This is a genomic window from Sphingopyxis sp. 550A, from assembly GCF_053569535.1.
In genome coordinates, this window is record NZ_CM131615.1 from 1,882,019 (window position 1) to 1,904,027 (window position 22,009).

The 22,009-nt window shown below is 65.4% G+C and carries 17 protein-coding genes and 1 tRNA gene; 5 read left to right on the forward strand and 13 right to left on the reverse strand.

Annotated elements, in window-relative coordinates; translation table 11 throughout:
* Positions 1–63 precede the first annotated feature (63 nt).
* The 5 genes from ntrX to dusB form a co-directional block, all read right to left on the reverse strand.
* A complete protein-coding gene (ntrX, locus tag ACVENA_RS09055; protein ID WP_449328525.1) occupies positions 64–1,443 on the reverse strand; it encodes a nitrogen assimilation response regulator NtrX in 1,380 nt (459 codons plus the stop codon).
* On the reverse strand, positions 1,433–3,724 hold the full coding sequence (locus ACVENA_RS09060; RefSeq protein ID WP_449328526.1) for a sensor histidine kinase: 2,292 nt from the start codon (positions 3,722–3,724) through the stop codon (positions 1,433–1,435). Before ACVENA_RS09060 ends, ntrX begins: the two co-directional genes overlap by 11 nt.
* A 92-nt stretch (positions 3,725–3,816) precedes the next feature.
* Positions 3,817–5,235, reverse strand: coding sequence for a sigma 54-interacting transcriptional regulator (locus ACVENA_RS09065; protein WP_449328527.1), 1,419 nt, complete (start codon positions 5,233–5,235; stop codon positions 3,817–3,819).
* Entirely contained in the window at positions 5,232–6,326 is a 1,095-nt protein-coding gene (locus ACVENA_RS09070; RefSeq protein WP_329628562.1) for a two-component system sensor histidine kinase NtrB, read from the reverse strand. The genes ACVENA_RS09065 and ACVENA_RS09070 overlap by 4 nt, the downstream gene beginning before the upstream one ends.
* Positions 6,323–7,321, reverse strand: a complete 999-nt coding sequence (dusB, locus tag ACVENA_RS09075) for a tRNA dihydrouridine synthase DusB (RefSeq protein WP_449328528.1) — start codon at positions 7,319–7,321, stop codon at positions 6,323–6,325. The genes ACVENA_RS09070 and dusB overlap by 4 nt, the downstream gene beginning before the upstream one ends.
* 98 nt (positions 7,322–7,419) lie before the next feature.
* Here dusB and ACVENA_RS09080 point away from each other — a divergent pair, with 98 nt between their 5' ends.
* Both ACVENA_RS09080 and ACVENA_RS09085 read left to right on the forward strand, forming a co-directional pair.
* Positions 7,420–8,598 (forward strand): bifunctional 2-C-methyl-D-erythritol 4-phosphate cytidylyltransferase/2-C-methyl-D-erythritol 2,4-cyclodiphosphate synthase, encoded by a 1,179-nt coding sequence (locus ACVENA_RS09080; RefSeq protein ID WP_449328529.1) that lies wholly within the window; start codon positions 7,420–7,422, stop codon positions 8,596–8,598.
* A 51-nt stretch (positions 8,599–8,649) separates the two neighbouring features.
* Positions 8,650–9,156 carry a CinA family protein gene (locus tag ACVENA_RS09085; protein ID WP_449328530.1) on the forward strand — a complete coding sequence of 169 codons (507 nt, stop codon included), beginning with the start codon at positions 8,650–8,652 and terminating at the stop codon, positions 9,154–9,156.
* Positions 9,157–9,162: 6 nt separating this feature from the next.
* On the opposite strand, the gene ACVENA_RS09090 is transcribed toward ACVENA_RS09085, so the two are convergent.
* Together ACVENA_RS09090 and ettA are read right to left on the reverse strand one after the other, a co-directional pair.
* Positions 9,163–9,588: a PaaI family thioesterase gene (locus tag ACVENA_RS09090; protein WP_449328531.1), complete on the reverse strand. Its 426-nt coding sequence runs from the start codon at positions 9,586–9,588 to the stop codon at positions 9,163–9,165.
* A 38-nt stretch (positions 9,589–9,626) separates the two neighbouring features.
* The gene (gene ettA / locus ACVENA_RS09095) at positions 9,627–11,306 is read right to left on the reverse strand and encodes an energy-dependent translational throttle protein EttA (protein ID WP_257550199.1); all 1,680 of its coding nucleotides are present in this window, start codon (positions 11,304–11,306) and stop codon (positions 9,627–9,629) included.
* Between the two features lie 140 nt (positions 11,307–11,446).
* Between ettA and ACVENA_RS09100 the strand changes: the two genes are divergently transcribed.
* Both ACVENA_RS09100 and ACVENA_RS09105 read left to right on the forward strand, forming a co-directional pair.
* Positions 11,447–12,811 carry a M20/M25/M40 family metallo-hydrolase gene (locus ACVENA_RS09100; protein WP_257550200.1) on the forward strand — a complete coding sequence of 455 codons (1,365 nt, stop codon included), beginning with the start codon at positions 11,447–11,449 and terminating at the stop codon, positions 12,809–12,811.
* A 259-nt stretch (positions 12,812–13,070) separates the two neighbouring features.
* Positions 13,071–13,349: a hypothetical protein gene (locus tag ACVENA_RS09105; protein WP_449328532.1), complete on the forward strand. Its 279-nt coding sequence runs from the start codon at positions 13,071–13,073 to the stop codon at positions 13,347–13,349.
* On the opposite strand, the gene ACVENA_RS09110 is transcribed toward ACVENA_RS09105, so the two are convergent.
* From ACVENA_RS09110 to ACVENA_RS09120, 3 genes are all read right to left on the reverse strand, one after another.
* Positions 13,342–15,204: a CshA/CshB family fibrillar adhesin-related protein gene (locus tag ACVENA_RS09110; protein WP_449328917.1), complete on the reverse strand. Its 1,863-nt coding sequence runs from the start codon at positions 15,202–15,204 to the stop codon at positions 13,342–13,344. The genes ACVENA_RS09105 and ACVENA_RS09110 overlap by 8 nt on opposite strands.
* Before the next feature lie 123 nt (positions 15,205–15,327).
* A tRNA-Pro gene (locus ACVENA_RS09115) sits at positions 15,328–15,404 on the reverse strand.
* Between the two features lie 37 nt (positions 15,405–15,441).
* On the reverse strand, positions 15,442–16,917 hold the full coding sequence (locus tag ACVENA_RS09120) for a M20 family peptidase (protein ID WP_449328533.1): 1,476 nt from the start codon (positions 16,915–16,917) through the stop codon (positions 15,442–15,444).
* A 146-nt stretch (positions 16,918–17,063) separates the two neighbouring features.
* Between ACVENA_RS09120 and ACVENA_RS09125 the strand changes: the two genes are divergently transcribed.
* The gene (locus ACVENA_RS09125) at positions 17,064–17,681 is read left to right on the forward strand and encodes a sulfotransferase family 2 domain-containing protein (RefSeq protein ID WP_449328534.1); all 618 of its coding nucleotides are present in this window, start codon (positions 17,064–17,066) and stop codon (positions 17,679–17,681) included.
* 7 nt (positions 17,682–17,688) lie between these two features.
* Here ACVENA_RS09125 and ACVENA_RS09130 read toward each other — a convergent pair whose 3' ends face one another.
* The 3 genes from ACVENA_RS09130 to ACVENA_RS09140 are packed head-to-tail and all read right to left on the reverse strand — an operon-like array spanning position 17,689 to position 21,990.
* On the reverse strand, positions 17,689–18,510 hold the full coding sequence (locus ACVENA_RS09130; protein WP_449328535.1) for a TauD/TfdA dioxygenase family protein: 822 nt from the start codon (positions 18,508–18,510) through the stop codon (positions 17,689–17,691).
* A complete protein-coding gene (locus tag ACVENA_RS09135) occupies positions 18,510–19,352 on the reverse strand; it encodes a phytanoyl-CoA dioxygenase family protein (protein WP_449328536.1) in 843 nt (280 codons plus the stop codon). The genes ACVENA_RS09130 and ACVENA_RS09135 overlap by 1 nt, the downstream gene beginning before the upstream one ends.
* A complete protein-coding gene (locus tag ACVENA_RS09140) occupies positions 19,339–21,990 on the reverse strand; it encodes a class III lanthionine synthetase LanKC N-terminal domain-containing protein (protein ID WP_449328537.1) in 2,652 nt (883 codons plus the stop codon). Before ACVENA_RS09140 ends, ACVENA_RS09135 begins: the two co-directional genes overlap by 14 nt.
* Positions 21,991–22,009: the final 19 nt, after the last annotated feature.

The window sequence follows — 22,009 nt, forward strand, 5'->3', positions numbered from 1 at the left end:
GCTGCGACCGTCTTCGCATCCGCAATATGCGGCAAAGCTCCGCACAGGTCTAGCGGAAAGCCGTCAGCCTTCGCCGTCGTGATTGTCCGTCAGTCCGAGCAGCTTGAGCTTCCGATGCAGCGCCGAACGCTCCATGCCGATGAAGGTTGCGGTGCGCGAGATATTGCCCGAAAAACGGTTGATCTGGATGCGCAGATACTCGCGCTCGAAATTCTCCCGCGCTTCCTTGAGCGGGATCGCGGTGATCGACTCGCTGTTCGGTAATATGTCGGCGCCGCCGCGGACCAGTTCCGCCGGCAGCATGTCGGCGTCGATGCGGCCCAGCCGGTCGCTCGGCGCGAGGATCATCACGCGCTCGATCACGTTGCGCAGTTCGCGGACGTTGCCCGGCCAGTCGTGCGCCTGAAGCGCCGCCATCGCCTCGCCGCTGATCTCGGGCGGCGGCGCGCGGCGATCGGCGGCGTAACGGCGAACGAAATGATCGCACAGGCTGGCGATGTCGTCGCGCCGCTCGCGCAGCGGCGGGATATGCACCGGCACGACATTGAGCCGGTAATAGAGGTCTTCGCGGAACCGGTTTTCGGCGATTTCGACCGTCAGGTCGCGTGCCGAGCCCGAAATGATGCGGACGTCGACGCGGATCATCGTCCGCCCACCGACGCGCGTGAAGCTCTGGTCGGTCAGGACGCGAAGAATCTTGCCCTGCGTCGTCAGCGGCATGTCGGCGACCTCGTCGAGGAACAGGGTTCCGCCATGCGCCTGTTCAAGCAGGCCGACACGGATCGAGCCATCCTCGGCCTCCGAACCGAAGAGTTCGATCTCGACCGTTTCGGGGTCCATCCGCGCCGAGGAAATCACGCGGAAGGGCGCGCTATGTCGCCCGCTCCAGCCGTGGAGAACGCGCGCGGCGACTTCCTTCCCGACGCCCGGCGCCCCGGTGATGAGGACGCGGCTACCCGTTCCGGCGACACGCTTCAGCGTCGCGCGGACATTGTTGATCGCGGCGCTGGTGCCGGTCAGTTCGTCAGACGGCCCCGCTTTCTCGCGCAATTGCTCATATTCGAACTTGAGCCGCTCGCTCTCGGTCGCGCGCGCGACGAGGTGGAGAAGTCGCTCGGCCTCGAACGGCTTTTCGATAAAGTCGAACGCACCGCGGCGGATTGCCGCGACGGCGGTATCGAGGCCGCCGTGGCCCGAAATGACGATGATCGGCAAGGTCGGATCGAAAGCTTTTATCGCCTCGACCAGCCCCAACCCGTCGAGCCGCGACCCCTGGAGCCAGACGTCGATCAGCGCGAGCGAGGGCCGCCGCTGGCGGATCGCATCGAGCGCCGCATCGCTGTCCGACGCCGTGCGCGCCTCATAGCCTTCGTCCTCCATGACGCCGGCCACCAGTTCGCAGATGTCGCGTTCATCGTCGACGATCAGGATATCAAGCGCCATATTCTTCTCTGTCCTGCCGGTTCCGGACCCGTCCGGGAACCGATTCACCCTGCCCTGTTACCAATTCCCCCCCCTTGCTTGCCAACGACCGCAACCGCCCCGGATGCAGGGTCAGCGTCACGCATGTGCCCTGTCCCGCCGGATTGTCGCAGAATTCGAGTTCGCCATAATGCTGCTCGACGATCTTCTTGACGATCGCGAGTCCCAGCCCGGTGCCGCCCTGGCGCGTCGTCATATAGGGTTCGGCGATCGTATCGCGGGCCTGCGGCAGCCCGACCCCGTCGTCGCTGACCCGAATGACAATGACGTCGCCCTCACCCGTCGCGAGCTCGGCGCTGATGTGGCCGATCGGCGATGATGCGACATTATCGGATTTTTCTTCAATCGCTTCGACCGCATTCTTGACGATGTTCGTGAGCGCCTGCGACAGCAGGCGGCGGTCGCAGACAAGCGGCTCGATCTCGTCGGGCGTCTTCACGCTGAAGGCGATCTCTGGCTTTGCCACCTCGAACAGGAAGACCGCCTGGCGCAGAATGTCCCGAATATCCTCGACCCCAAAAGTCGGCTTGGGCATGCGCGCGAAGCTGGAAAATTCGTCGACCATGCGCCGCATATCGTGCACCTGGCGAACGATGGTATCGGTCAGACGGCGGAAGGTCGGCGCATCGCCCTCGACCTTTTCGCCGAACCGGCGCTGAAGCCGCTCGGCGGCAAGCTGGATCGGGGTCAACGGATTCTTGATCTCGTGCGCGATGCGCCGTGCGACGTCCGACCAGGCGGCGCGGCGCTGATCGAGCAATTGCTGCGTGATGTCCTCGAAACTCAGCACGAAGCCATCGCCTTGCGCCACCGCCTTCGCCGCCAAGGTCGCGGGCTCGGCATCGCGGCGCACAAGCTGGACGACACCTTCACGCTCGCCACTGGTCAGCAGACCCGCGAGTTCGGGGGCGACGTCGGCCAGCGGCCGGCCGGTAAGGTCGGCCGCACTCTGCCCGATCAACCGCTCGGCCGCGGCGTTGACGAGCAGGATATGATGGCCGGCATCGACCGAAACGACCGCCGACGATACTCCGCTCAGCACTGCTTCGATAAAGCTCCGCCGCGCTTCGAGCTGGGCGTTGGCGGTCACAAGCGCACCCGTCTGTCCCTCCAACTGTTCGGTCATGCGATTGAACGCGCTCGTGAGCACCGCAATCTCATCCTCGCGCGCCGGGGGAGTAACCCGTACCGACAGGTCTCCGCCAGCAGCGGTCCGCGTCGCGCCGATCAAGGTGCCAAGCGGCCGGACGATACGGTCCGCGACAACGATGGCGGCAATCACCGCCAAGGCGAGGAGCAACAGCGAACCGAGATAGAGCGCGCCGTTGAACTGCAATTGCAGCTTTTGCGATCGATCAAACAGGTCGTTATAGTCGGCCAGCACGGTCCGCGCCCTGCCGAATTGCAAAAGACCCAATGCGCCGGTGTTGCGCGCGACATAGAGATAAAGCCGTTTGTCGCCCTTGATCTTGGTCGCGGCCTCGATGCGGCGGTCGGTCTGATGGATGATGATCGGCTTTCCGTCGTCGAGAGCCTTGATATCTTGGGGAGAAATACGCTCCGATGCATCCCTTTCATCGGGTTCTATCATGGCTTCCGTAATATACTCGCCGGAGTCACCCATTCTTATGATGGCCGACTCGTTCAATCCCCTGAACAACACCTGCTGCACATAGAAAAACTTGAAATCGGAATCGTTGAATGAAGCATATTTAATGGCCTTGCTGATGTCATTGGCCATCACCAAGGCGTTTTGCTCAACTTGCTTCTGATTCTCCTGATAATAGCCCTGCGCCAGGTTAGCGGCGTTTTCGAACATGCCGCGCGATCGGTCTGAGAACCAGAAATCGACGCCGAACTGGAACAGCAGCGAGGCGAAGATCACGACCAGCAGCGTCGGCGTTGCCGCGAGCAAGGAAAAGAGTGCCACCAGCCTGACATGCAGGCGGCCATTGCCCCCTGCCATCGAACGCATCGCACGGGCGCGCGCAATCCGGCTGCCGACGAGCACGATCAGCGCCATCGCCGGCACGAGGTTCACGACCATGATTGCCGCGACGAGCGCGGGCGTCAGCAGCCTTTCGCTCTGCGCGTCGCCGGTGACGAAAATATAGGTGGCGATCGCGACGCTGATGATGATCGCCAGCGTGTAATATTCGGGCGCCGCAAAGTGCCAGCCCCGCGAATCCGCGGTCGGATCGGTAGAATCGCTTTCGACACCAAGGGAAGCGGCAGGCTCCATTGTTGCCTTGCTACGACAATCCTGTTGCATAGAAAACACACAAAGTGCGGACGCGCGCCGATATGTGCGCTTTTTGCCGTTGGTGCGAGGCGTCAGGGGCGCGCGGGGTCGATGTCGAGTTGCCCCAGCCGCTTGCGCAGCGTGTTGCGGTTGATCCCCAGCCGGCGCGCCGCCTCGAGCTGGTTGCCGCGCACCTCGCGTAGCGTCCGGCGCAGCAGCGCGGTTTCGACGATCGCTTCGAGCGCGCCATGGATCGCGCCGTCCTGATCCGATGCGGACAGCGCCTCGCGCGCCCAATCGTCGACCGCGCGCGCGATCAGCTCGGCGGGGGCGGCGATCGCCGCGCTCTCGCCATGGTCGCGCAGCACCGCCTCGACATCGCGCGCGCCGACCGATGTGTCGCGCGACAGCACCGCGAGGCGCTGAACGACGTTCCCAAGCTCGCGGACGTTGCCCGGCCAGTCGTGGCGTTCGAGAAGCTGCATCGCCGCGGGCGCGAACTGGCGGTCGGGAAGCCCCGATCGCCGCCCCGCATCGACGAAATGGCGCACAAGCGCGGCAATGTCGCTGCGCCGGTCGCGCAGCGGCGGCAGCGTTACCGGAATGACGTTGAGGCGGTAGAAAAGATCCTCGCGAAAGCGCCCGTCGGCAACCAGCGTGCGCATGTCGCGGTGCGTCGCCGCGACGACGCGGACGTCGGCGCGGAGCGCCTGGCTGCCGCCGACGGTCGAATATTCGTTGCTCTGGAGCACGCGCAGCAGCCGCGTCTGCGCCTCCAGCGGCATGTCGCCGATCTCGTCGAGGAACAGAGTGCCGCCCGCCGCCTGCTCGAAACGGCCCGCGTTGCGGCTGGTCGCGCCGGTGAAGGCGCCCTTTTCGTGGCCGAACAGTTCGGCCTCGATCAGTTCGCGCGGGATCGCGGCCATGTTGATCGCGACGAATGGTCCACCCCGCCGCAATCCCGTCGCGTGGATCGCGCGCGCGACGACCTCCTTGCCGGTGCCCGATTCGCCCAGGATCAGCACCGCGAGATCGTTGGTCGCGAGCCGTGCGATGGTGCGGTAGACTGCCTGCATCGCTGGCGCGCGGCCGACCAGCCCGTGACTGTCGGTCTGCCCCGGATCGGCCTTGACCGCGGGCTGGCTGCTCCGTTCGAGCGCGGCGCGGACGCTCGCGGTCAGTTCCTCGAGGTCGAACGGCTTGGGCAGATAATCATAACTGCCGATCCCGGTCGCGCGCACCGCGGTGTCGAGCGTGTTCTGCGCCGAGAGGACGATCACCGGCGTGTCGGGATCGACGCCCACGCCGGGCAGCGAGTCGATGCCGTCGCCGTCGGGCAGCACGACATCGGTGATGATCAGGTCGGCGCGATGGTCCGCCAGCCAGGCGTTACGCTCGCCGATGCTCGAAACCGACGCGAAGGTGCCGCATTCGGCGTCCAATGTTTCGCGGATGATCAGCGCGATCGCCGGATCGTCCTCGACGAGCAGGATCGTCTTGCTGCCGGTCATGCGCCCCGCCCCTGCTTCGACACGGCGGGCAGGTGGACGCGGAAGCGCGTCCAGTCGCCGTCGCGGAGATGCTGCGCGGTTCCGCCCATGTCGCGCGCGAGCTTGGCGACGAGCGCGAGGCCGAGCCCCCTGCCCTCGCGCTTCGTGGTGACGAAGGGATCGAACAGGTCGCCGCGGATATCGGCGGGGACGCCGGGACCATTATCGCTGACGCTGACCTCGATCGGCAGCGCGATGCGGCCACGCCCGTCGCCATTGTCGATCGACAGACCGTGGCGATAGGCGGTCGCGATCCGCACGATGCCATCGTCGCGCCCCGCCAGCACCTCGCAGCCGTTGGTGATCAGGTTGAGCAGAATCTGGACCAGCGCATCGTGATTGCCGTGCACCAGCGGCAGCGACGGGTCGAAATCCTCGACGAAGCCGATGCCCGGGAACTGGCGCGCGCGCGCGGTCTCCATCGCCTGATGGATCGGCTGATAGAGGTTGACCGGGCCGCAGGCGATCGGCTGCCCGCGCGAGAAATGCTCCATCTGGTCGATCAGCGTCGTGATCCGGTCGACCTCGGCACAGATCAGGGTCGTGAAGCGTTCGCCGCTGGCATCGGCCTTGCGCGCGAGCAGTTGCGCCGCGCCCTTGATCCCCGCGAGCGGGTTCTTGATCTCGTGCGCGAGCATCGAGGCGGCGGCGCCCGCGGCGCGGCCCGAACGGCCGATCGCGCCGCCCATCAGATCGGCCTCGCGCTGCGACGGCACGAGCGTCAGGATGCGGTGGCCGCTGCGGCCATAGGGCACGAGCTGCATGTCGACGAAGACCGACCGGCGCCCGCCGAGCGTGATTTCGGCGCGGTGCGCGAAAAGCGCGGGAGCGGCGGGATCGTTCATCCGCTGGCGAAAGCTGCGGTCCATGCCGATCACATCGTCGATGACGCGCCCCACCATCGCCGCGCGCCCGATATTGCAGAGCTGCTCGGCGGCGGCGTTGACGAACAGGATCACCCCGCCCCGGTCGATCAGCAGCGTGGCGACGGGATGCGACTGGATGATCTCGTCATGGTCGAACATCGGAATGCTCGACGTCAGCGCGCTCACGCGGCGGCCTTGCTCAGATAGGGTCCGTAGAATTGCTCGAGCGCGTCGAGCACACCGCGGCTGTCGGGGATCTGGTTGACCTTGTTGCGGAACTCGGCCGATCCCGGCAGGCCCTTGACGTACCAGCCGAGATGCTTGCGCGCCATATTGACCCCGGTCATCTCGCCATAATGGTCGAGTATCGCGCGATAATGCGTTGTGATGATTTCATATTGTTCGTCGATGCCGGGGTCGGGACGCTCGCCCTCCCCGCGCAGCGCAGCCATCACCTGCCCGAGCAGCCACGGCCGGCCATAGGCGCCGCGGCCGATCATCACCCCGTCGGCGCCGCTCTGCACGATGGCGGCGCGGGCATCATCGGCCGAGCAGATGTCGCCGTTGACGATGACCGGGATCGACACGGCGTCCTTGACCGTGCGGACGAAAGCCCAGTCGGCGGTGCCGCGATACATCTGGTTGCGGGTGCGGCCGTGCACGGTGACCAGCTTCGCGCCCAGATCCTCGGCGATATGCGCGAGTTCGGGCGCGTTCAGGCTGTCGACGTCCCAGCCCATGCGCATCTTGACGGTCACGGGGACCGACACCGCTTTCACGCAGGATTCGATCAGCGCGGCGGCGAGCTTCAGGTCGCGCATCAGCGCCGATCCCGCGTCGCCATTGGTAACCTTGCGCACCGGACAGCCCATGTTGATGTCGATGATCGCCGCGCCGCGATCCTCGTTGAGTTTGGCCGCCTCGCCCATTTCATAGGGGGTGCAGCCGACAAGCTGCATCGACACCGGCTCCTCGACCGGGTGCCATGCCGCCTTCTGAAGCGACTGGCGCGTTTCGCGGATCGCCGCCTGGCTAGCGATCATCTCGGTGACGTTGAGCCCCGAACCATAGCGGCGAACGAGGGTGCGGAACGGCATGTCAGAGACGCCCGTCATCGGCGCGAGGATCACGGGATCCGCGATGGTGATGGGACCGATCTGGATGGGCCGAAGCGGCGCCATGGCGGGGAGCTTTCGTCGAAATTGCCTAAATTTTGAGCACGCCCCTACACGCTAAGCGGCTTTCCCGCAAGTCGCGGCTGCGCTAACCGGCGCGCGACATGGCCGAGTCCCCGCCTTCCCCTTTTCCCCGCATCGGGGTCATCCTGCTCGCCGGCGGTCGGGGAAGTCGCACAGGTTTCGACCGGCCGAAGCAACTCGAAACGCTCGGCGGGAAGCCGGTGCTGCGCTGGAGCCTCGACGCCTTCGCCGCGCATCCCGCGATCTTAGGCGGCGTGCTGGTGGCAAATGATGACGTCATGGCGGCGATTGGCGCGCTGCCCGAAGGCTGGATTTCCGCCGATCCCGGCGCCGAACGCCAGCAGTCGGTAGCCAATGCGCTCCCCGCGCTCGCCGACTGGAATGAAGATGCGATCGTTCTCGTTCATGACGCGGCTCGGCCCGGAGTCGGCGCCGATGTCATCGACCGGTTGATCGCGGCCCTGCACGAAAGCGATGCCGCAATCCCCACGCTGCCGGTTCCCGACACGCTGGTCGAGCAGGCGGCTAACGAAGCCGGCGATGCGGTCGATCGCGCCGCTCTCGCGCGCGTCCAGACGCCGCAGGCGTTCCGGCTCGGCATCTTGCGCCAAGCCCATGCCGCCGCGGCGGGTGAGACCGCCACCGACGATGCACAGCTCGTCCGCCGCCTCGGCGTTCGGGTCGCCGTGGTTCCGGGCGACGCGCGGCTCCATAAACTGACATATGCTGAAGATATGGCGATCCTTTCCGGGCTCTTGGGGGCAGCGACAATGATGCGAACCGCGGTCGGCATGGGCTATGACGTCCATCGCCTCGTGACGGGCAAGCCGCTGTGGATCGGTGGACTGGAAATTGCGCATAGCCATGGTCTTGAGGGGCACAGCGACGCCGACGTCGCGCTCCATGCGATCACCGACGCGATCCTCGGCGCACTCGCCGACGGCGACATCGGCGACCATTTCCCGCCGAGCGACCCGCAATGGCGCGGTGCCGCCTCGCACCGCTTCCTCGCCTTCGCCGCCGAGCGGGTCGCCGCGCGCGGCGGGCGCATCGATCATGTCGACCTGACGATCATCGCCGAAGCCCCCAAAATCGGCCCGCATCGTCCGGCGATCCGCGCCCGTATCGCCGAAATCCTTGCGATTCCGCTGGAGCGCGTTAGTGTAAAGGCCACAACGACCGAGCGGCTGGGCTTCACCGGCCGCCGCGAAGGGATCGCCGCACAGGCGGTCGCCACCCTGTCACTTCCGGAGAATTGAACCTTGTCGTCGATCGTCGAAACGCGCCAGACCGCGCGTGAAGAAGCCGCCATGTCAGTCCTCGCCGCCAACCGCGCCGCCCGGCGCACGGTCGCCGTGGCCGAAAGCTGCACTGGCGGCATGGTGTCGGCCGCACTGACCGACATCGCGGGCAGTTCCGACGTGTTCAGCGCCGGCTTCATCACCTATTCGGGCGATGCGAAGAAGCGCCAGCTCGACGTCAGCGGCGAAATATTGGAAACCTTCGGCGAGGTCTCGCTCGCGACTGCCTGGGCGATGGCAGCAGGGGTGCTGGCGAACAGTGACGCCGATGTCGCAGTTGCGATCACCGGCATTGCCGGGCCCGGCGGGGGATCGGAGAAGAAGCCGGTCGGCCAGGTCGTCTTCGCGCGCGCGCTGCGCGGTCAGGATCCCGACGATTATTTTACCCAGCGGGTACAGTTCGACTCGAAAGATCGCGCCGCCATCCGCCACGCCGCAACCCTATTCGCGCTCGACCTGCTTCAGCCCGGCAGGGACTCGCTGCGACCGTCGGAGGATATCGAGCTTCCGGCCTAAACGGCGCTACGGAATCGCGTAGGTCACATTCGCCTGTCCGACCGGCTTGTCCGCATCGTCGGTCCAGATACGAATATCCATCACCGCCAATCGCTTGCCGAGCCGCAGCAGATGCGCGTCGGCGAATACCGGCCCCGGACGGCACGGGCGCAGAAACTGATAGTTAAGCGCGCTCGTCACCGCCATCGCGACCGGGCCGATATGCGCGAGGACGAGCGCATAGGCCGCCATGTCAGCGAAGCCCATCTGCGTCGGGCCGGAGATCAGCCCGCCGGGGCGCAGCGCCTGCTCGTTAGGATCGATCCGCGCGCGGATATGGCCTGGCGCCGCCGAGACGACATGACCGCGCGAACCCGGCTTCGCATGGGGGAAGGCCTCCGCCATGAAGGCGTTGAGCGCGTCCGCGTCCATGCGGATCGCGCCGGACGACATGGGTGCCGAAATCGGAGCCGCCTCCCCCGCCATGCCGGTCAGCGCGTCAGCTTCTTGTAGGTCGTGGCGTGCGGCCGCGTCGCCTCGTCGCCGAGACGGCGGATCTTGTCCTCTTCATAAGCCTCGAAATTGCCTTCGAACCATTCGACATGGCTATCGCCCTCGAAGGCAAGAATGTGCGTCGCGAGGCGGTCGAGGAAAAAGCGATCGTGGCTGATGACCACCGCGCAACCCGCGAAATTCTCCAGCGCTTCCTCGAGCGCCGCGAGCGTTTCGGTGTCGAGGTCGTTGGTCGGTTCGTCGAGCAACAGCACGTTGCCGCCGGCCTTCAGCATCTTCGCCATATGGACGCGGTTGCGCTCGCCGCCCGAAAGCTGGCCGACCTTCTTCTGCTGATCGGTGCCCTTGAAGTTGAAGGCGCCGACATAGGCGCGCGTCTGCATCTCGTGCTTGCCGATCGACATCATGTCGTGACCGCCCGAGATTTCCTCCCAGACATTCTTGTTCGGATCGAGCGCGTCGCGGCTCTGGTCGACATAGCCGAGGCGAACGGTATCGCCGATCGCGACGCTGCCGTTATCAGGCTGTTCCTGTCCGGTGATCAGCTTGAACAAAGTCGATTTGCCCGCGCCGTTCGGCCCGATGACGCCGACGATGCCGCCGGGCGGCAGGGTGAAGGACAGGTCCTCGAACAGCAATTTGTCGCCATAGGCCTTCGAGATGCCCGTCACCTCGATCACCTTGCCGCCGAGGCGCTCGGGCACCTGGATGACGATCTGCGCCTTGCCGGGGGTCCGGTTTTCCTGCGCCTCGACAAGCTGGTCGAAGCTCTTGATACGCGCCTTCGACTTGGCCTGACGCGCTTTGGGCGACTGCCGGATCCATTCGAGCTCGTCGCGGATCGCCTTCTGGCGCCCCTGATCCTCGCGCGCCTCCTGTTCGAGTCGCTTGCCCTTCTTGTCGAGGTAGGTCGAATAATTGCCCTCGTAGACGAAGTAGCGGCCGCGATCGAGTTCGAGGATCCAGTTCACGACATTGTCGAGGAAATAGCGATCGTGGGTGACGAGGATGACGTTGCCCGGATAGTCGACCAGATGCTTTTCCAGCCATGCGACGCTTTCCGCGTCCAAATGGTTGGTCGGTTCGTCGAGCAGCAGGATCGACGGCTTTTCGAGCAGCAAACGGGTCAGCGCGATACGGCGCTTTTCGCCGCCCGACAGATTTTCGACGCTCCAGTCGCCGGGCGGGCAGCGGAGCGCCTCCATCGCGATTTCGAGCTGGTTGTCGAGCGTCCAGCCGTCGACCGCGTCGATCTTTTCCTGCAGCGTGCCCATTTCCTCCATCAGCGCGTCGAAATCGGCATCGGCGGGCGGATCGGCCATCAGCGCGCTGATCTCGTTGAAGCGGTCCATCATGTCGGCGACCGGGCGCACCCCATCCATGACATTTTCCTTGACCGTCTTGTTCGGATCGAGCTGCGGCTCCTGCGCCAGATAGCCGACGGTGATGCCCTCGCCCGGCCACGCTTCGCCGGTGAAATCCTTGTCAATGCCGGCCATGATCTTCATCAGCGTCGATTTGCCGGTGCCGTTCGGGCCGACGATGCCGATCTTGGCATCGGGATAGAATTGCAGGCTCAGATTGTTGAGCGTCGGCTTTTGCGCGCCGGGATAGGTCTTGGTCAGACCCTTCATCACGAAACTATATTGGGCGGCCATCGATATGCTCCGAACAGAGGCTGGGCCGCGCGCTCGCGGCCGGAAGAGTTGGGCGCCGGTTAGCGAAAGGGCGCGGGGTTGGCAATCATTGGGGCAATCGAGGCTTGCGAGGGGCGGAGGCGGCCCGCTAGGACTGCGTCATGACAGGCTCATCCACCCCCGCCCGCCTTGTCGGGATCGCCGCCCTGCTTCTCGCAACCGCCGCCAGCGCCGCACCGAGCGCAGTCGACCTCGCGCAAAGCGGCGACGACCCGGCCTGGTCGATTACCGAGGATCTGACCACCGAAATCGGCCCGCGGCCCGCTGGCAGCGATCGTGAAGCCGCGGCGCGGCGCTGGGCCGTCGACCGGCTGAAGGCGATGGGCTTCGCCAATGTCCGCGAGGAAGCCTATCAAATGCCGGTATGGCAGCGCGGCGCGGAGGAGGCCTGGCTCACCGCGCCCTTCCTGCCGCAGAAGCTGACCGTCGTCGGGCTCGGCAACAGCGGCGCGACCGGGCCGAAGGGGATCGAGGCGGAGGTCGCCTATTTCGACGGCTATGACGCCCTCGTCGCCGCGCCCGACACGGCGGTGAAGGGCAAGATCGTCTTCGTCGACAATCAGATGAAGGCGGCGCAGGACGGCAGCGGTTACGGCTATTTCGGGCGCGGGCGTTTCATGGGGCCGAGCGTGGCGGCGAAGAAGGGGGCGCTCGCCATCGTCATCCGTTCGATCGGCACCGACAGCCATCGCATCGCGCACGCGGGCGTGACCAATTTCGACGACGGCGTGACCCCGATCCCCGCCGCCGCCATTTCCGGCCCCGACGCCGACCAGCTCGTCCGCCAATGGCAGCGCCGCCCGGGCGCGCTGCGCCTGAAGCTGCTGCTGACGCCGCGCCGGCTGGAGCAGCAGGCATCGGGCAACGTCATCGCCGAGGTGCCGGGAAGCGATCCCGCCGCGAGTCCGGTGATCGCCGCCTGCCACCTCGATAGCTGGGACCAGGGCACCGGCGCGATCGACGATGCGGCAGGCTGCGGGATCATCGCCGCTGCGGCGAAGCACGTCATGGCCGCGGGCCAGCCGCGCCGCACGATCCGCATCCTCTGGGCGGGCGCCGAAGAAGTCGGCGGGTTCGGCGGCAAGGCCTATTTCGATGCGCATGGCAAGGAACGCCACGCCGCCGCGCTCGAATCCGATTTCGGCGCCGACCGCGTCTGGCGCGTCGATTTCAAGCTGCCCGACAGCGCGAAACCGCTGACCGAGCGGATCGCGGCGGCGCTCGCGCCGCTCGGCATCACGCCCGGCAGGACTCCCGCCAGCGGCGGCACCGACATCGGCGCGCTCACCGCCGCCGGCACGCCGATCGTCGACCTGCAGCAGGACGGCACCCGCTATTTCGACATCCATCACACGCCCGACGACACGCTCGACAAGGTCGATCCGGCGCAATTGCGACAAAATGTCGTCGCCTGGACCGCGACTTTGGCGATTCTCGCGAACAGCAGCGATTCCGAGCTTCCCTGATTGTTTCGGGGAAATGACAGTTTTCTGCGCGCACGGGACATCTCAATTATTTTTGTTGACGATTCACGCGGAAAGGCTAAATCCCGCCGCTCGCGGGACGGGAAAGTTTCCCCAGCGCGGAAAGGCATTTTAGGGAGCCCACACATCATGAAGAAGTTTGCTGCTATCGCCGTTGCCGCCAGCATGTTCGCCCTCGCCGCTTGCGGTGAGAAGGCTGCTGACGAAGCTGCCACCACCGAAGCTCCGGCTGCGGACGCGGTTGCTGAAGAAGGCGCCGACGCCGCTGCTGCTGGCGCCGATGCCGCCGCTGCTGGTGCCGACGCTGCCGCTGCTGGCGCCGACGCTGCTGCCGCTCCGGCCGCTGCTGCTCCGGCTGCTGCCGCTGCTCCGGCCGCTGACGCCAAGGCTGCTGCTCCGGCTGAAGAAAAGAAGTAAGTCGCAGCCCTTCGGGGCAATGACTGAAACGAACAAGGGCGGTCTTCCTTCGGGAAGGCCGCCTTTTTCGTTGCCCAAAGCCTATTTGCCCCAGCTTATTTGATCTGGGCCTGGATGCTGATCGTGAAGCTGGTCGGAACGCCGGTCGACCCCGCCATCGTGCCGCGCGGCCGCAGGCAGACATATTTCACCGCCGGATCATAGGACGCGACCGGCGTATAGGTGCAGGCGGCGAAGCTTGCAGGGCGGGTCGCCGAACTGGAATAGCGAATATCGGTCGCGCTGCTGAAGGTCAGCCCGCTCGTCGGCGATCCCTGCGTGAAAAGCGGATTCGCCGCCGTCCCCACCGAAATCTGAAGCGGCAGCGTATCGACGATGAACATGCTGTTGTTGTCGACCGACGCCGGCCCGCTGTTGCGGACTTCCAGCGTGTAACGCACGATGCCGCCCGGGATCGCCTTGGGATCGATCGCCCCGTTGACGGGATCGGAGACGAGCGCCGACGTCTTGGCAATGTCGAGCGTCGCGTTCGATGCCCGTTTCGTGTTGGTGATCGTGCAGTTGATGACGTCGCCCATCTGCGGCGTCACGCTGCCGCCGACGACGGTCGGCAGCACGGTCGATGAGGAGGCGCCGTTGGCGCAGCTCAGAACCGCCGAATATTGGCCGAGGCTGGTCGTTCCCGCTGGCGCCTCATCAAAGCTGTAGGCGGTTCCCGCGGCGACCTGCGTCTGCGCGGTCGACGCATTGCCGACGCTTGCTCCGGTGCCGGTCGTGGTCATCGTCGCGGTGACCGTCGCCCCTTGCGCAATGGTCATCACGAACTGGTCGCCCGCGAACTGGCGCCCCGACGCCGCCAGCGCCTTGGTCAGGCGGAGATGCGGATAGGGCGTCTCGGTAAAGCTGCACTGGACGGCATCGCCAAAGCGCAGCGTACCGAAATCATAGGAGGTGGTGACGACGCCGTTCGGCATGACGGTCGGCGAGCCCGATGCGGCGTTGCTGCACGTCAGCGTCGAGCGATATTGGCTGAGCGCGCTGCTGCTGCCCGCCGCCATCGCCTGGTTCAGCGTCAGCGGGATCGCCGCGGTGCTCGACAAGGCGGCGGCGGTGAAGGGCCCCAGCCCTGCCCCGCTCGACGTGCCCGACGCCAGCACCGTGCCGCTGCCGGTGGCGTTGATCGAAAAGGCGAATTGGTCGGCCGCGTTAATCCGCGTTCCCGAAATCTGGGTGTTGAGCCGGATCGAGGCGAAGCGCACCGCGAACATCGCCCCCTGGAGCCCGCCACCGACCATCGTGGTCGTCACCTGCGTCGGCGAGGTCGACCCCATGATATAGGCGCCCACCGTCCCCGCAGCGCCGCTTTCGGTGAAGTTGCTCGTCCCGACGCCCGAGACCGAAGGATAGGTCGATCCGCTGATCGGCCCGGCGCGGTCGAGCTCCTGCCAGCCGCCACCGTTGGTCTGGAAGCGCAGCGATTCATTCTCGTTGCTCGACTCGCCGTCGGCGGCGACAAACATGAAATTGCTGATCGTTCCCGACGCCGGCGGGGTCAGCGCGATGTTCGAGATCGTCACCGTCGTCGTGCCCGCCGCGGTCTGATAGAGGATCGGACGTCCCGCGATGCCGAGAAAGGCCGTGTTACCGACCGCCGCCCCGGTCCATGACGGTGCCGCCGCCGATGTTGCCGCCGACCCCGAGACCTTCAGCCGAAAACTCATCACCGTGCCGTCGGGCAAGGTGTAGGAAAAAGCCTGCCCGTTCGTGCTCCGCGCACTCGTATCGTTGTAGCTGCCGAGATCGAGCCAGCAATAGGTCTGCCAGTCGGCGGGACCGGTCGACCCCTGCGAGGTCGCATAATAGCAATTGGCCGCAAATGCGGGGCTCGCGGCGCACAGCGACGCGACCAGCGCGCACAGCGCTGCAATCCATTTTCCCGGACGGAAGCCCACCATCATCAAATGCCTTGGTCCCATTTGCGAGGGACCGTCCTAAAGACAAATGTTTATCAGCGCGTTAAGGGTGATTGGCGCACGTTCAGGACGCATAGCCCGTGCAATTACGGGGCCTTTTGGGAAAGCTGGTCGGGGAGACAGGATTCGAACCTGCGACATCCTGCTCCCAAAGCAGGCGCGCTACCGGGCTGCGCTACTCCCCGACCGTGCGGGCGCCTTAGACAGGCTGAGGCCCCAAGTCTATCCCGCAGACGTCGCGATCAGCCGCGCGTAGAAATCGATCATCTTCTTGAAGCTGTCGATCGCCATATGCTCGTTGGTGCCGTGGATCATCGCCGATTCCTTGAGCGAGACGCGCAGCGGCATGAAGCGATAGACGTCCTCCGACACGGGTTCCATGCTGCGGCTGTCGGTGCCCGCGACGACCAGCATCGGCGTCAGCACCGCGTCGGGCGCTTCCGCACGCGCGGTGGCGGCGATCCATTTCCAGCCCTGCGAACTCGTCGACGAAACGCGCGAAGGCTCGCGCGGCGGCTTGACCCAACTGAGATCGACCTTCGCATCACCGACCGCCGCCTTCGCGCGCGCCATCACGTCAGCCGAACTGTTCCAGGGCGCGATGCGATAGTTGATCAGCGCGTTAGCCGATTGCGGCAGGACATTCTCCTTGGGGCTGCCCTCCAGCATCGTCGGCGCGATGGTGGTGTGGAAGGCCGCAGCGGTCGAGGGCGTATCGGCGATCCCGCCCTTGAGCAGCCGCCCGAACAGCCACTGGTTGGCGACCGCCATCTTGGTCGTCCCGCCCTTCTTCGCTGCAAGCGCTTCGATCATCTGTTCGCCGGGGCCGCGAATTTCCAGCGGGAACGGCTTGTCGGCGATAGCGAGCACCGCCTTGGCGAGCGTCGCCACCCCCGTTTCGGCCGGCGGCATCGAGCTGTGGCCGCCGGGCGCGTTCGCGGTGACCTTCAGGGTCGCATAGCCCTTTTCGGAAATGCCGATCATGATCGCGGGGCCGTCGATCACGGGCGTATCGGCGAGAATGAGGCCGCCCTCGTCGAGCGTGTAGATCGCCTTGACGCCTTCGGCCTTGAGCTTTGCCGCCGCCGCGACCGCGCCCGACCCGCCGGCTTCCTCGTCATGGCCCGAAACCAGATAGATGCCGCGCTTCGGCTTGAAGCCCGATTTCGCGAGCGCGTCGACCGCCTCGAACAGGCCGATCAGCGAGCCCTTGTCGTCGACGGTGCCGCGGCCCCACACCGCATTGTCGGCGATCGTCCCCGCAAACGGCGGATATTTCCAGTCCTTCTCGGTTCCGGGCGTGACCGGCACGACGTCCTGATGCGCCATCAGGATGATCGGCGCGAGCGACGCGTCGCTGCCCGGCCAATAATAGACGAGCGTCTTGTTCGGCAGGATCGTGCGCGTCATCGCGCCATGCGCGGCGGGATAGGTCGAGGCGAGCCAGGCGTGCAGCCGGTCCCATTCGGCGAGCTGGTTATCGGCCGGGTCCTGGTTCGACACGGTGGGAATCTGCGCGGCTTCGCTGAGGTGGCGAACGGCGGCGTCGAGGTCATAGGATGGAGCGGCGGCGATCCGGACGTCGCTTCCGTCGGCGACGTTCGCGGGAGCAAAGCTTGCGGTGCGCACCGCAACCGTCGCCGCGGCAACGGCGACGAGCGCTACGCCGCCCAAAATGATGATCCCACGTTTACGCATATGACTCTCCCCTTCTCGGATTTTCAGAAGACCGCGAATGGTTCCGGTTTGCAACCCAATTAGGGCCCATACTCAATTACAGCGGCAAAAAGCACGAGCGTCCGCTAAACGGACATTGGAAATTACCGAATCTGACTGGGGCGAAAATGATCTGCCATCGCTGGAAAACGCTCTTCATCCACATCCCGAAAACCGGGGGACAGAGCATCGAGCAGGTTTTTCTCGACAAGATGGGCCTCGATTGGGACTCCCGTGGTCCGCTGTTGCTGACGACCAACCATGACCCTGAGGCCGGCCCGCCCTTTCTCGCCCATCTCACGGCCGGGGAATATCTGTCGAAAGGCCATTTGGCGCCGATCGATTTCAACGATTATTTCCGATTCACCGTCGTGCGAAACCCGTGGGACCGCGCGGTGTCCGAATATAAATACAGATATGCGCGCGAGATGGATTTCCGGGACTTCATCCTCACGGCCTATCCCGCCCCCGAAGGCAGCAACGAGGAGCGGCACCTCATGCCGCAATGGTCATTCGTGCACGACGAGAACGGACAAAGCCTGGTCGATCACATCATCCGGTTTGAGGAGTGCAGCCGGCAATTCGCCGAGATATCGACGCGGATTTTCGGCGAGCCTATCGCCCTGCCGCATGTCAACCAATCGCCCGACCGCCGTCCCTACCGGGAATTTTACGACGCGGAAACGCGCGAGGCGATCGGCCGCCGGTACCAATCCGATATCGCGTGGCTCGGCTACAAATTCTGACCGGCGTTCAAACAAGGACCACCGCACCACGCATATCCCGCCGCAGCCCGCTGTCGTCGTAGGGGAGCACGCGATGCATCGTCCAGCGATTGTCCCACGCCACCATATCGCCCGCGCTCCAATGATGTCGGAACAGGAAATCGGGACGCGTCGCAAAATCGACGAGTTGTCGAAACAACGCGAGGCTTTCGTCGCGTCCCCAGCCGATGACTCGCTCCATATAGGGCGGGCTTAACCGTAACGATCTGCGCCCATCGGCGAGAGTCTGGACCAGCGCGTGCCGCGCACGCGGCAGGCGTGACCGCTCGTCGGCCGACACCGGCGGCACATCTGCGGTAAGGATCATATGCTCGAAACTATACTCGACCGACAATGTCTCTATTCTGCTCTGCAAATCGCGCGGAAGCGCGTCAAAGGCCGCGACCAGGTCGGCGAATTCGGTGTCGCCACCGCCCGTTTCGATCGCTTCGGCGCGCAGCAGGACGGCCCGGATGTCGCGCTCGCGATAGACGCCGTCGGCGTGCCACAGCCAGTTGAGACGCAAGAGGCACGCTTTGTCGCTGTCCGATCGCAGCAAGGTGCCGTCCTCTTCGAAATTGGCCGACCGGAAAGTCTTCTTCGTGCCGAAGGTCTGAATTTCCCCGAAAATCCCGGCCAGCGCGACATGCATGGCATCGTCGGCCAACAGCCCCGGAAAGATCAGAACGCCGAACCGGCTGAGCGCATTATCCAGTCGTTCGCGGGCGCTCTCCGCCAACAGGCTGGCCGGATCGTCGACCTGCACCAGCGCACCGAACCCTCGCGGTCGGGGAACGATGTCGAACGGCATCAGACGATCCTGACGAAGGCGGGATGGCGAAAGGGCGTTCCTTCGGGTTTGCCCGCCAGGATACGGATCGGGTCGCCGCACGCTTCGTCCGCCGCCAGCCGATCGACCTCGGCGAGGCCCTGATCGGGGCGCGGGCAGCAGGTGACGTCGTCGCCGAACACCCGCAAGGATATCGTCCGCCTCCGCGTCCCGGCAGCGGTCGGCGCTCCGCCATGCAGGATCGCCGGGTGGAACAGCAATATGTCGCCCGGCTCCACCGCCCACCGGACAATGGGAAAAGCGCCCCGGTCCGCCTCGATCTCGGGCAGCGGCGGCCAGATGCCATCCTCGAACATGGCGGCACGCTCGTCCTCCGCGTCGAAAGCGGTCGGATTATAGAGCGGCCCCCGATGCGACCCGCGGACGAATTCGAGAGAGGTAGCCGCCGCAACCGGATCGAGGCTGATCCATGCGGTCGCCATATGATGACCCGCCATCGGCACGTAAGGCAGATCCTGATGCCAGGGCGTCCGCCGCGTTGCGCCTCCTTCCTTGCGCCAGACCTGCTCATAGAGCAGCCACAGATCCTTTGTGCCGAGCACGTCGGCGATCAGCAATGCCAGGCCGCTTTCCATCGCGAAAGCGCAATAGTGCGAAAGGGCTTCGGGGTTGGCATGATCCTGAAAGAACGAGCCCTCGACGCCCGCCAGCACGTCTCCGGCATAGGGGCCGGGATTGGCGATGCTCCAATCGAACAGGCGTTCCGCCGCGTCATATTGCGCGCGCGACAGGGCTGCGGGAATGCGAACGACGCCATCGGTCTCAAAGGCCACGCGGGCGTTCTTCAGTTCATCGGCCGTCATCGGTGCCTCCGCGCCTTCCCCTGCCCCATCGATCCGCGGCGTCCCGAAGCAGTCCGCCATCCAACAGGGTTCGCTTTTCGTCCTGCACCGCAAGCGCCAGCGCCGCAGCCGGGCCCATGAAGCCGACCCACAGGTCGGGCGTCACGATCGACGGGTCATCGGATATCCAGACGTCACGACCGCCCTTCCCGATCCGCATGAAATCCAGATTGGCGGCGAGGCGGCCGATCTTGTCCGCAGCGAGCGTCCGGTGCCGCTCCATGGCCGAAACCATTTGCCAAAGCTCCAACTGCCCTGCCAGACCATGGCAATAGGTTGGCGTGGCGATCGCCGGAAGCTCGGCCAGCGACGCGACGGCCCAATCGATCTCCTCGGCCAGCCCGCAATCCGCGCCGGGGCCCGCAAGCACCGACCATAGGAAACCGGCCGTTCCGTGGCACCAATTGCCCGGCGCGTGGCGCTGGTCGCTGTCCAGACGCATCCGCATGCCCTGCCCGTTCGCTGCGTCCATTTCGCGCCGCGCAAGCCCCTTCAACGTGGCGACCGAGAGGGCGGCGGCTCCCGGGTCGCCGGTGCGCCTCGCCCAATAGCCAAGCGCCGCGGCGATGCCGGCGCTCCCGTGCGCGCAGCCGAGAAAATCAGAGCCGGCGCTATCCCTGACGCGCCAGACCGTCAAATCCTCGACCATGGTCCTGCAATCTTCCAGCTTCCGTATCGCAACCCTGCCGAGATCGAGCGGCCAGTCATCCTCGATCAGTTCGGACATAGCGGCGGCGGCGAACAAGGTACCGGCGCTTCCCGAGAAGAGGTCGAGCTCCCGATCGTCCGCTGCGGCTGCGGCGAGGCGGGCGCGGGCGGCCGCCAGATATTGATTCGTGCCGAGCGCTCGTCCCGCGACTGCAAGCGCCAAAGCGACGCCGGCATTGCCGGTAAAAAGGCCGGCTGCCTGACCGCCCGCTGGCCTGGACGCCAGCCATTCGGCGGCTCCGGCGATGTCGTCGCGGCAATCGACATCGACCGTGCTGCTCGCCACCAACAGGCCAATCAGAATCCCCGCAGCTCCGATATTGATCGCCTCGCATTCGAAATGGCGCTGGAAATGCGCGTTGCGCCAGTAACGCATGCCGCCATCTTCGATCCGGAATTCCGTCGTCGCGTCGACCGCCGCCTTGATGGCGAGGTGAAGACGCGGGTCATCGAGCGACGCGCTGCTCGGCGTCTCGCCCTGTTCGTCAGACAACCCGTCCTCGTCGTTCAGCGCGTCGAGAAGGTCGATACAGGCCTCGGCCGATGGCCGCTCCAGCGGATCGGCGGCCGTCATCCGGTCCACTACATCGGCGGCTTCCCTTGCCCCTTCGCGGCGGAGAAGGTCGGCAAGAATACCGGGCTGCGCCGCGAGCAGCCCCGGCGGAAAGCCGGTCACGGCATGAAAGAGGCTGACGCCGAGGGCGTAAATATCCTGGGCGGGATGCGCGGGCGCGCCATTTGTCGCCTCGGGCGGCATATAAGCGTCCGTGCCGCGCCCCGAAAGGCGCGAGCCGACGCGCTCGGCAAGCTCGAAATCGATCAGGGTGACGGCGCCATCGCGGGCGATTGCATTCTCCAGCTTTACATCGCCGTGAACCCAGCCGCGGCAGTGTACCTCGGCCAAGGCCTTCGCCATCGACGGCATTGCTTGCATCCGCACCGACTGTGGCAGGTCCGCAAGGAGGTCGCCCGCCACGTCCTCCATAGCCAGGCTCGGCATTTCGCCACCGCACCAGGCAGTCACGCGCGGCGCACAACCTTGCATCCCGGCGATTTCATTAAGCGCCTGAAATTCGCGTGCGATATGCTCTTCGGCGCTGCCATCGTCGGGGTAGCGTGTCGCGCCGGGCAGACGCTGGCGAACCACCAGCGTCGCCCCGCTGTCACGGTCGGCCGCGAACAGCAACCGTCCATGAGCGGTTTGCTTGATTTCACCAAGAACGACCAAATTCAGGTCGCCGATCGCCATGGGTTTGCCCGCAACCTCATCCCAGGCGGCGACAGCGAAGCCGGGAAGCGGCGGTTCGATCCCGACCGGCGGTTTTCCCCCGATGATCCGTTCATCCGCGACCAAATGGCCGCCGGGCAATCGCACGGCGGCGTGAATGATCCCGCGGCTGTCGACGATCCGGTTCCGCGCATCGAACGCACCGAACCGAAAGGCCACGGCCGAGCCGGGCCGTACATGCAAGCTCGTCCGGATCGCGGGTGCGGCGCTCTTCGGCCACAGTCGATCAACGGCGTGAATCACCTTGCGCGCGTGCGCGTCATCGGCGGGATAGAGGGTCGCGATCTTCCCGACCTGTTCGGCTCCGCCCTCCCCGGCATTGATCGCGGCGATCGCATCGAGCGAGGCCGGAAGCTTGAAGGGAACGCGCAGTTCCGCCAGAAGCGGCGCCAGCGTGCGGGCAAAGGTCGCCGCTTCGCCGACCGCAACGGCGACATGCACCTTCCATCCCTGCGCGACATCCGTGGCCGCCGAGGGTGCGTGAAACTGCCAGCAACAATTTCCGTCCCGCCATCGGCGCACGGTCCAGTCATCACCGAGCTGTTCGCTTAAAAAGGAAAGCGCTTCTTCATAATCATGAAGAAGCGCCGTCCGCCCCGACATTATCGGAGACCTATAGTGG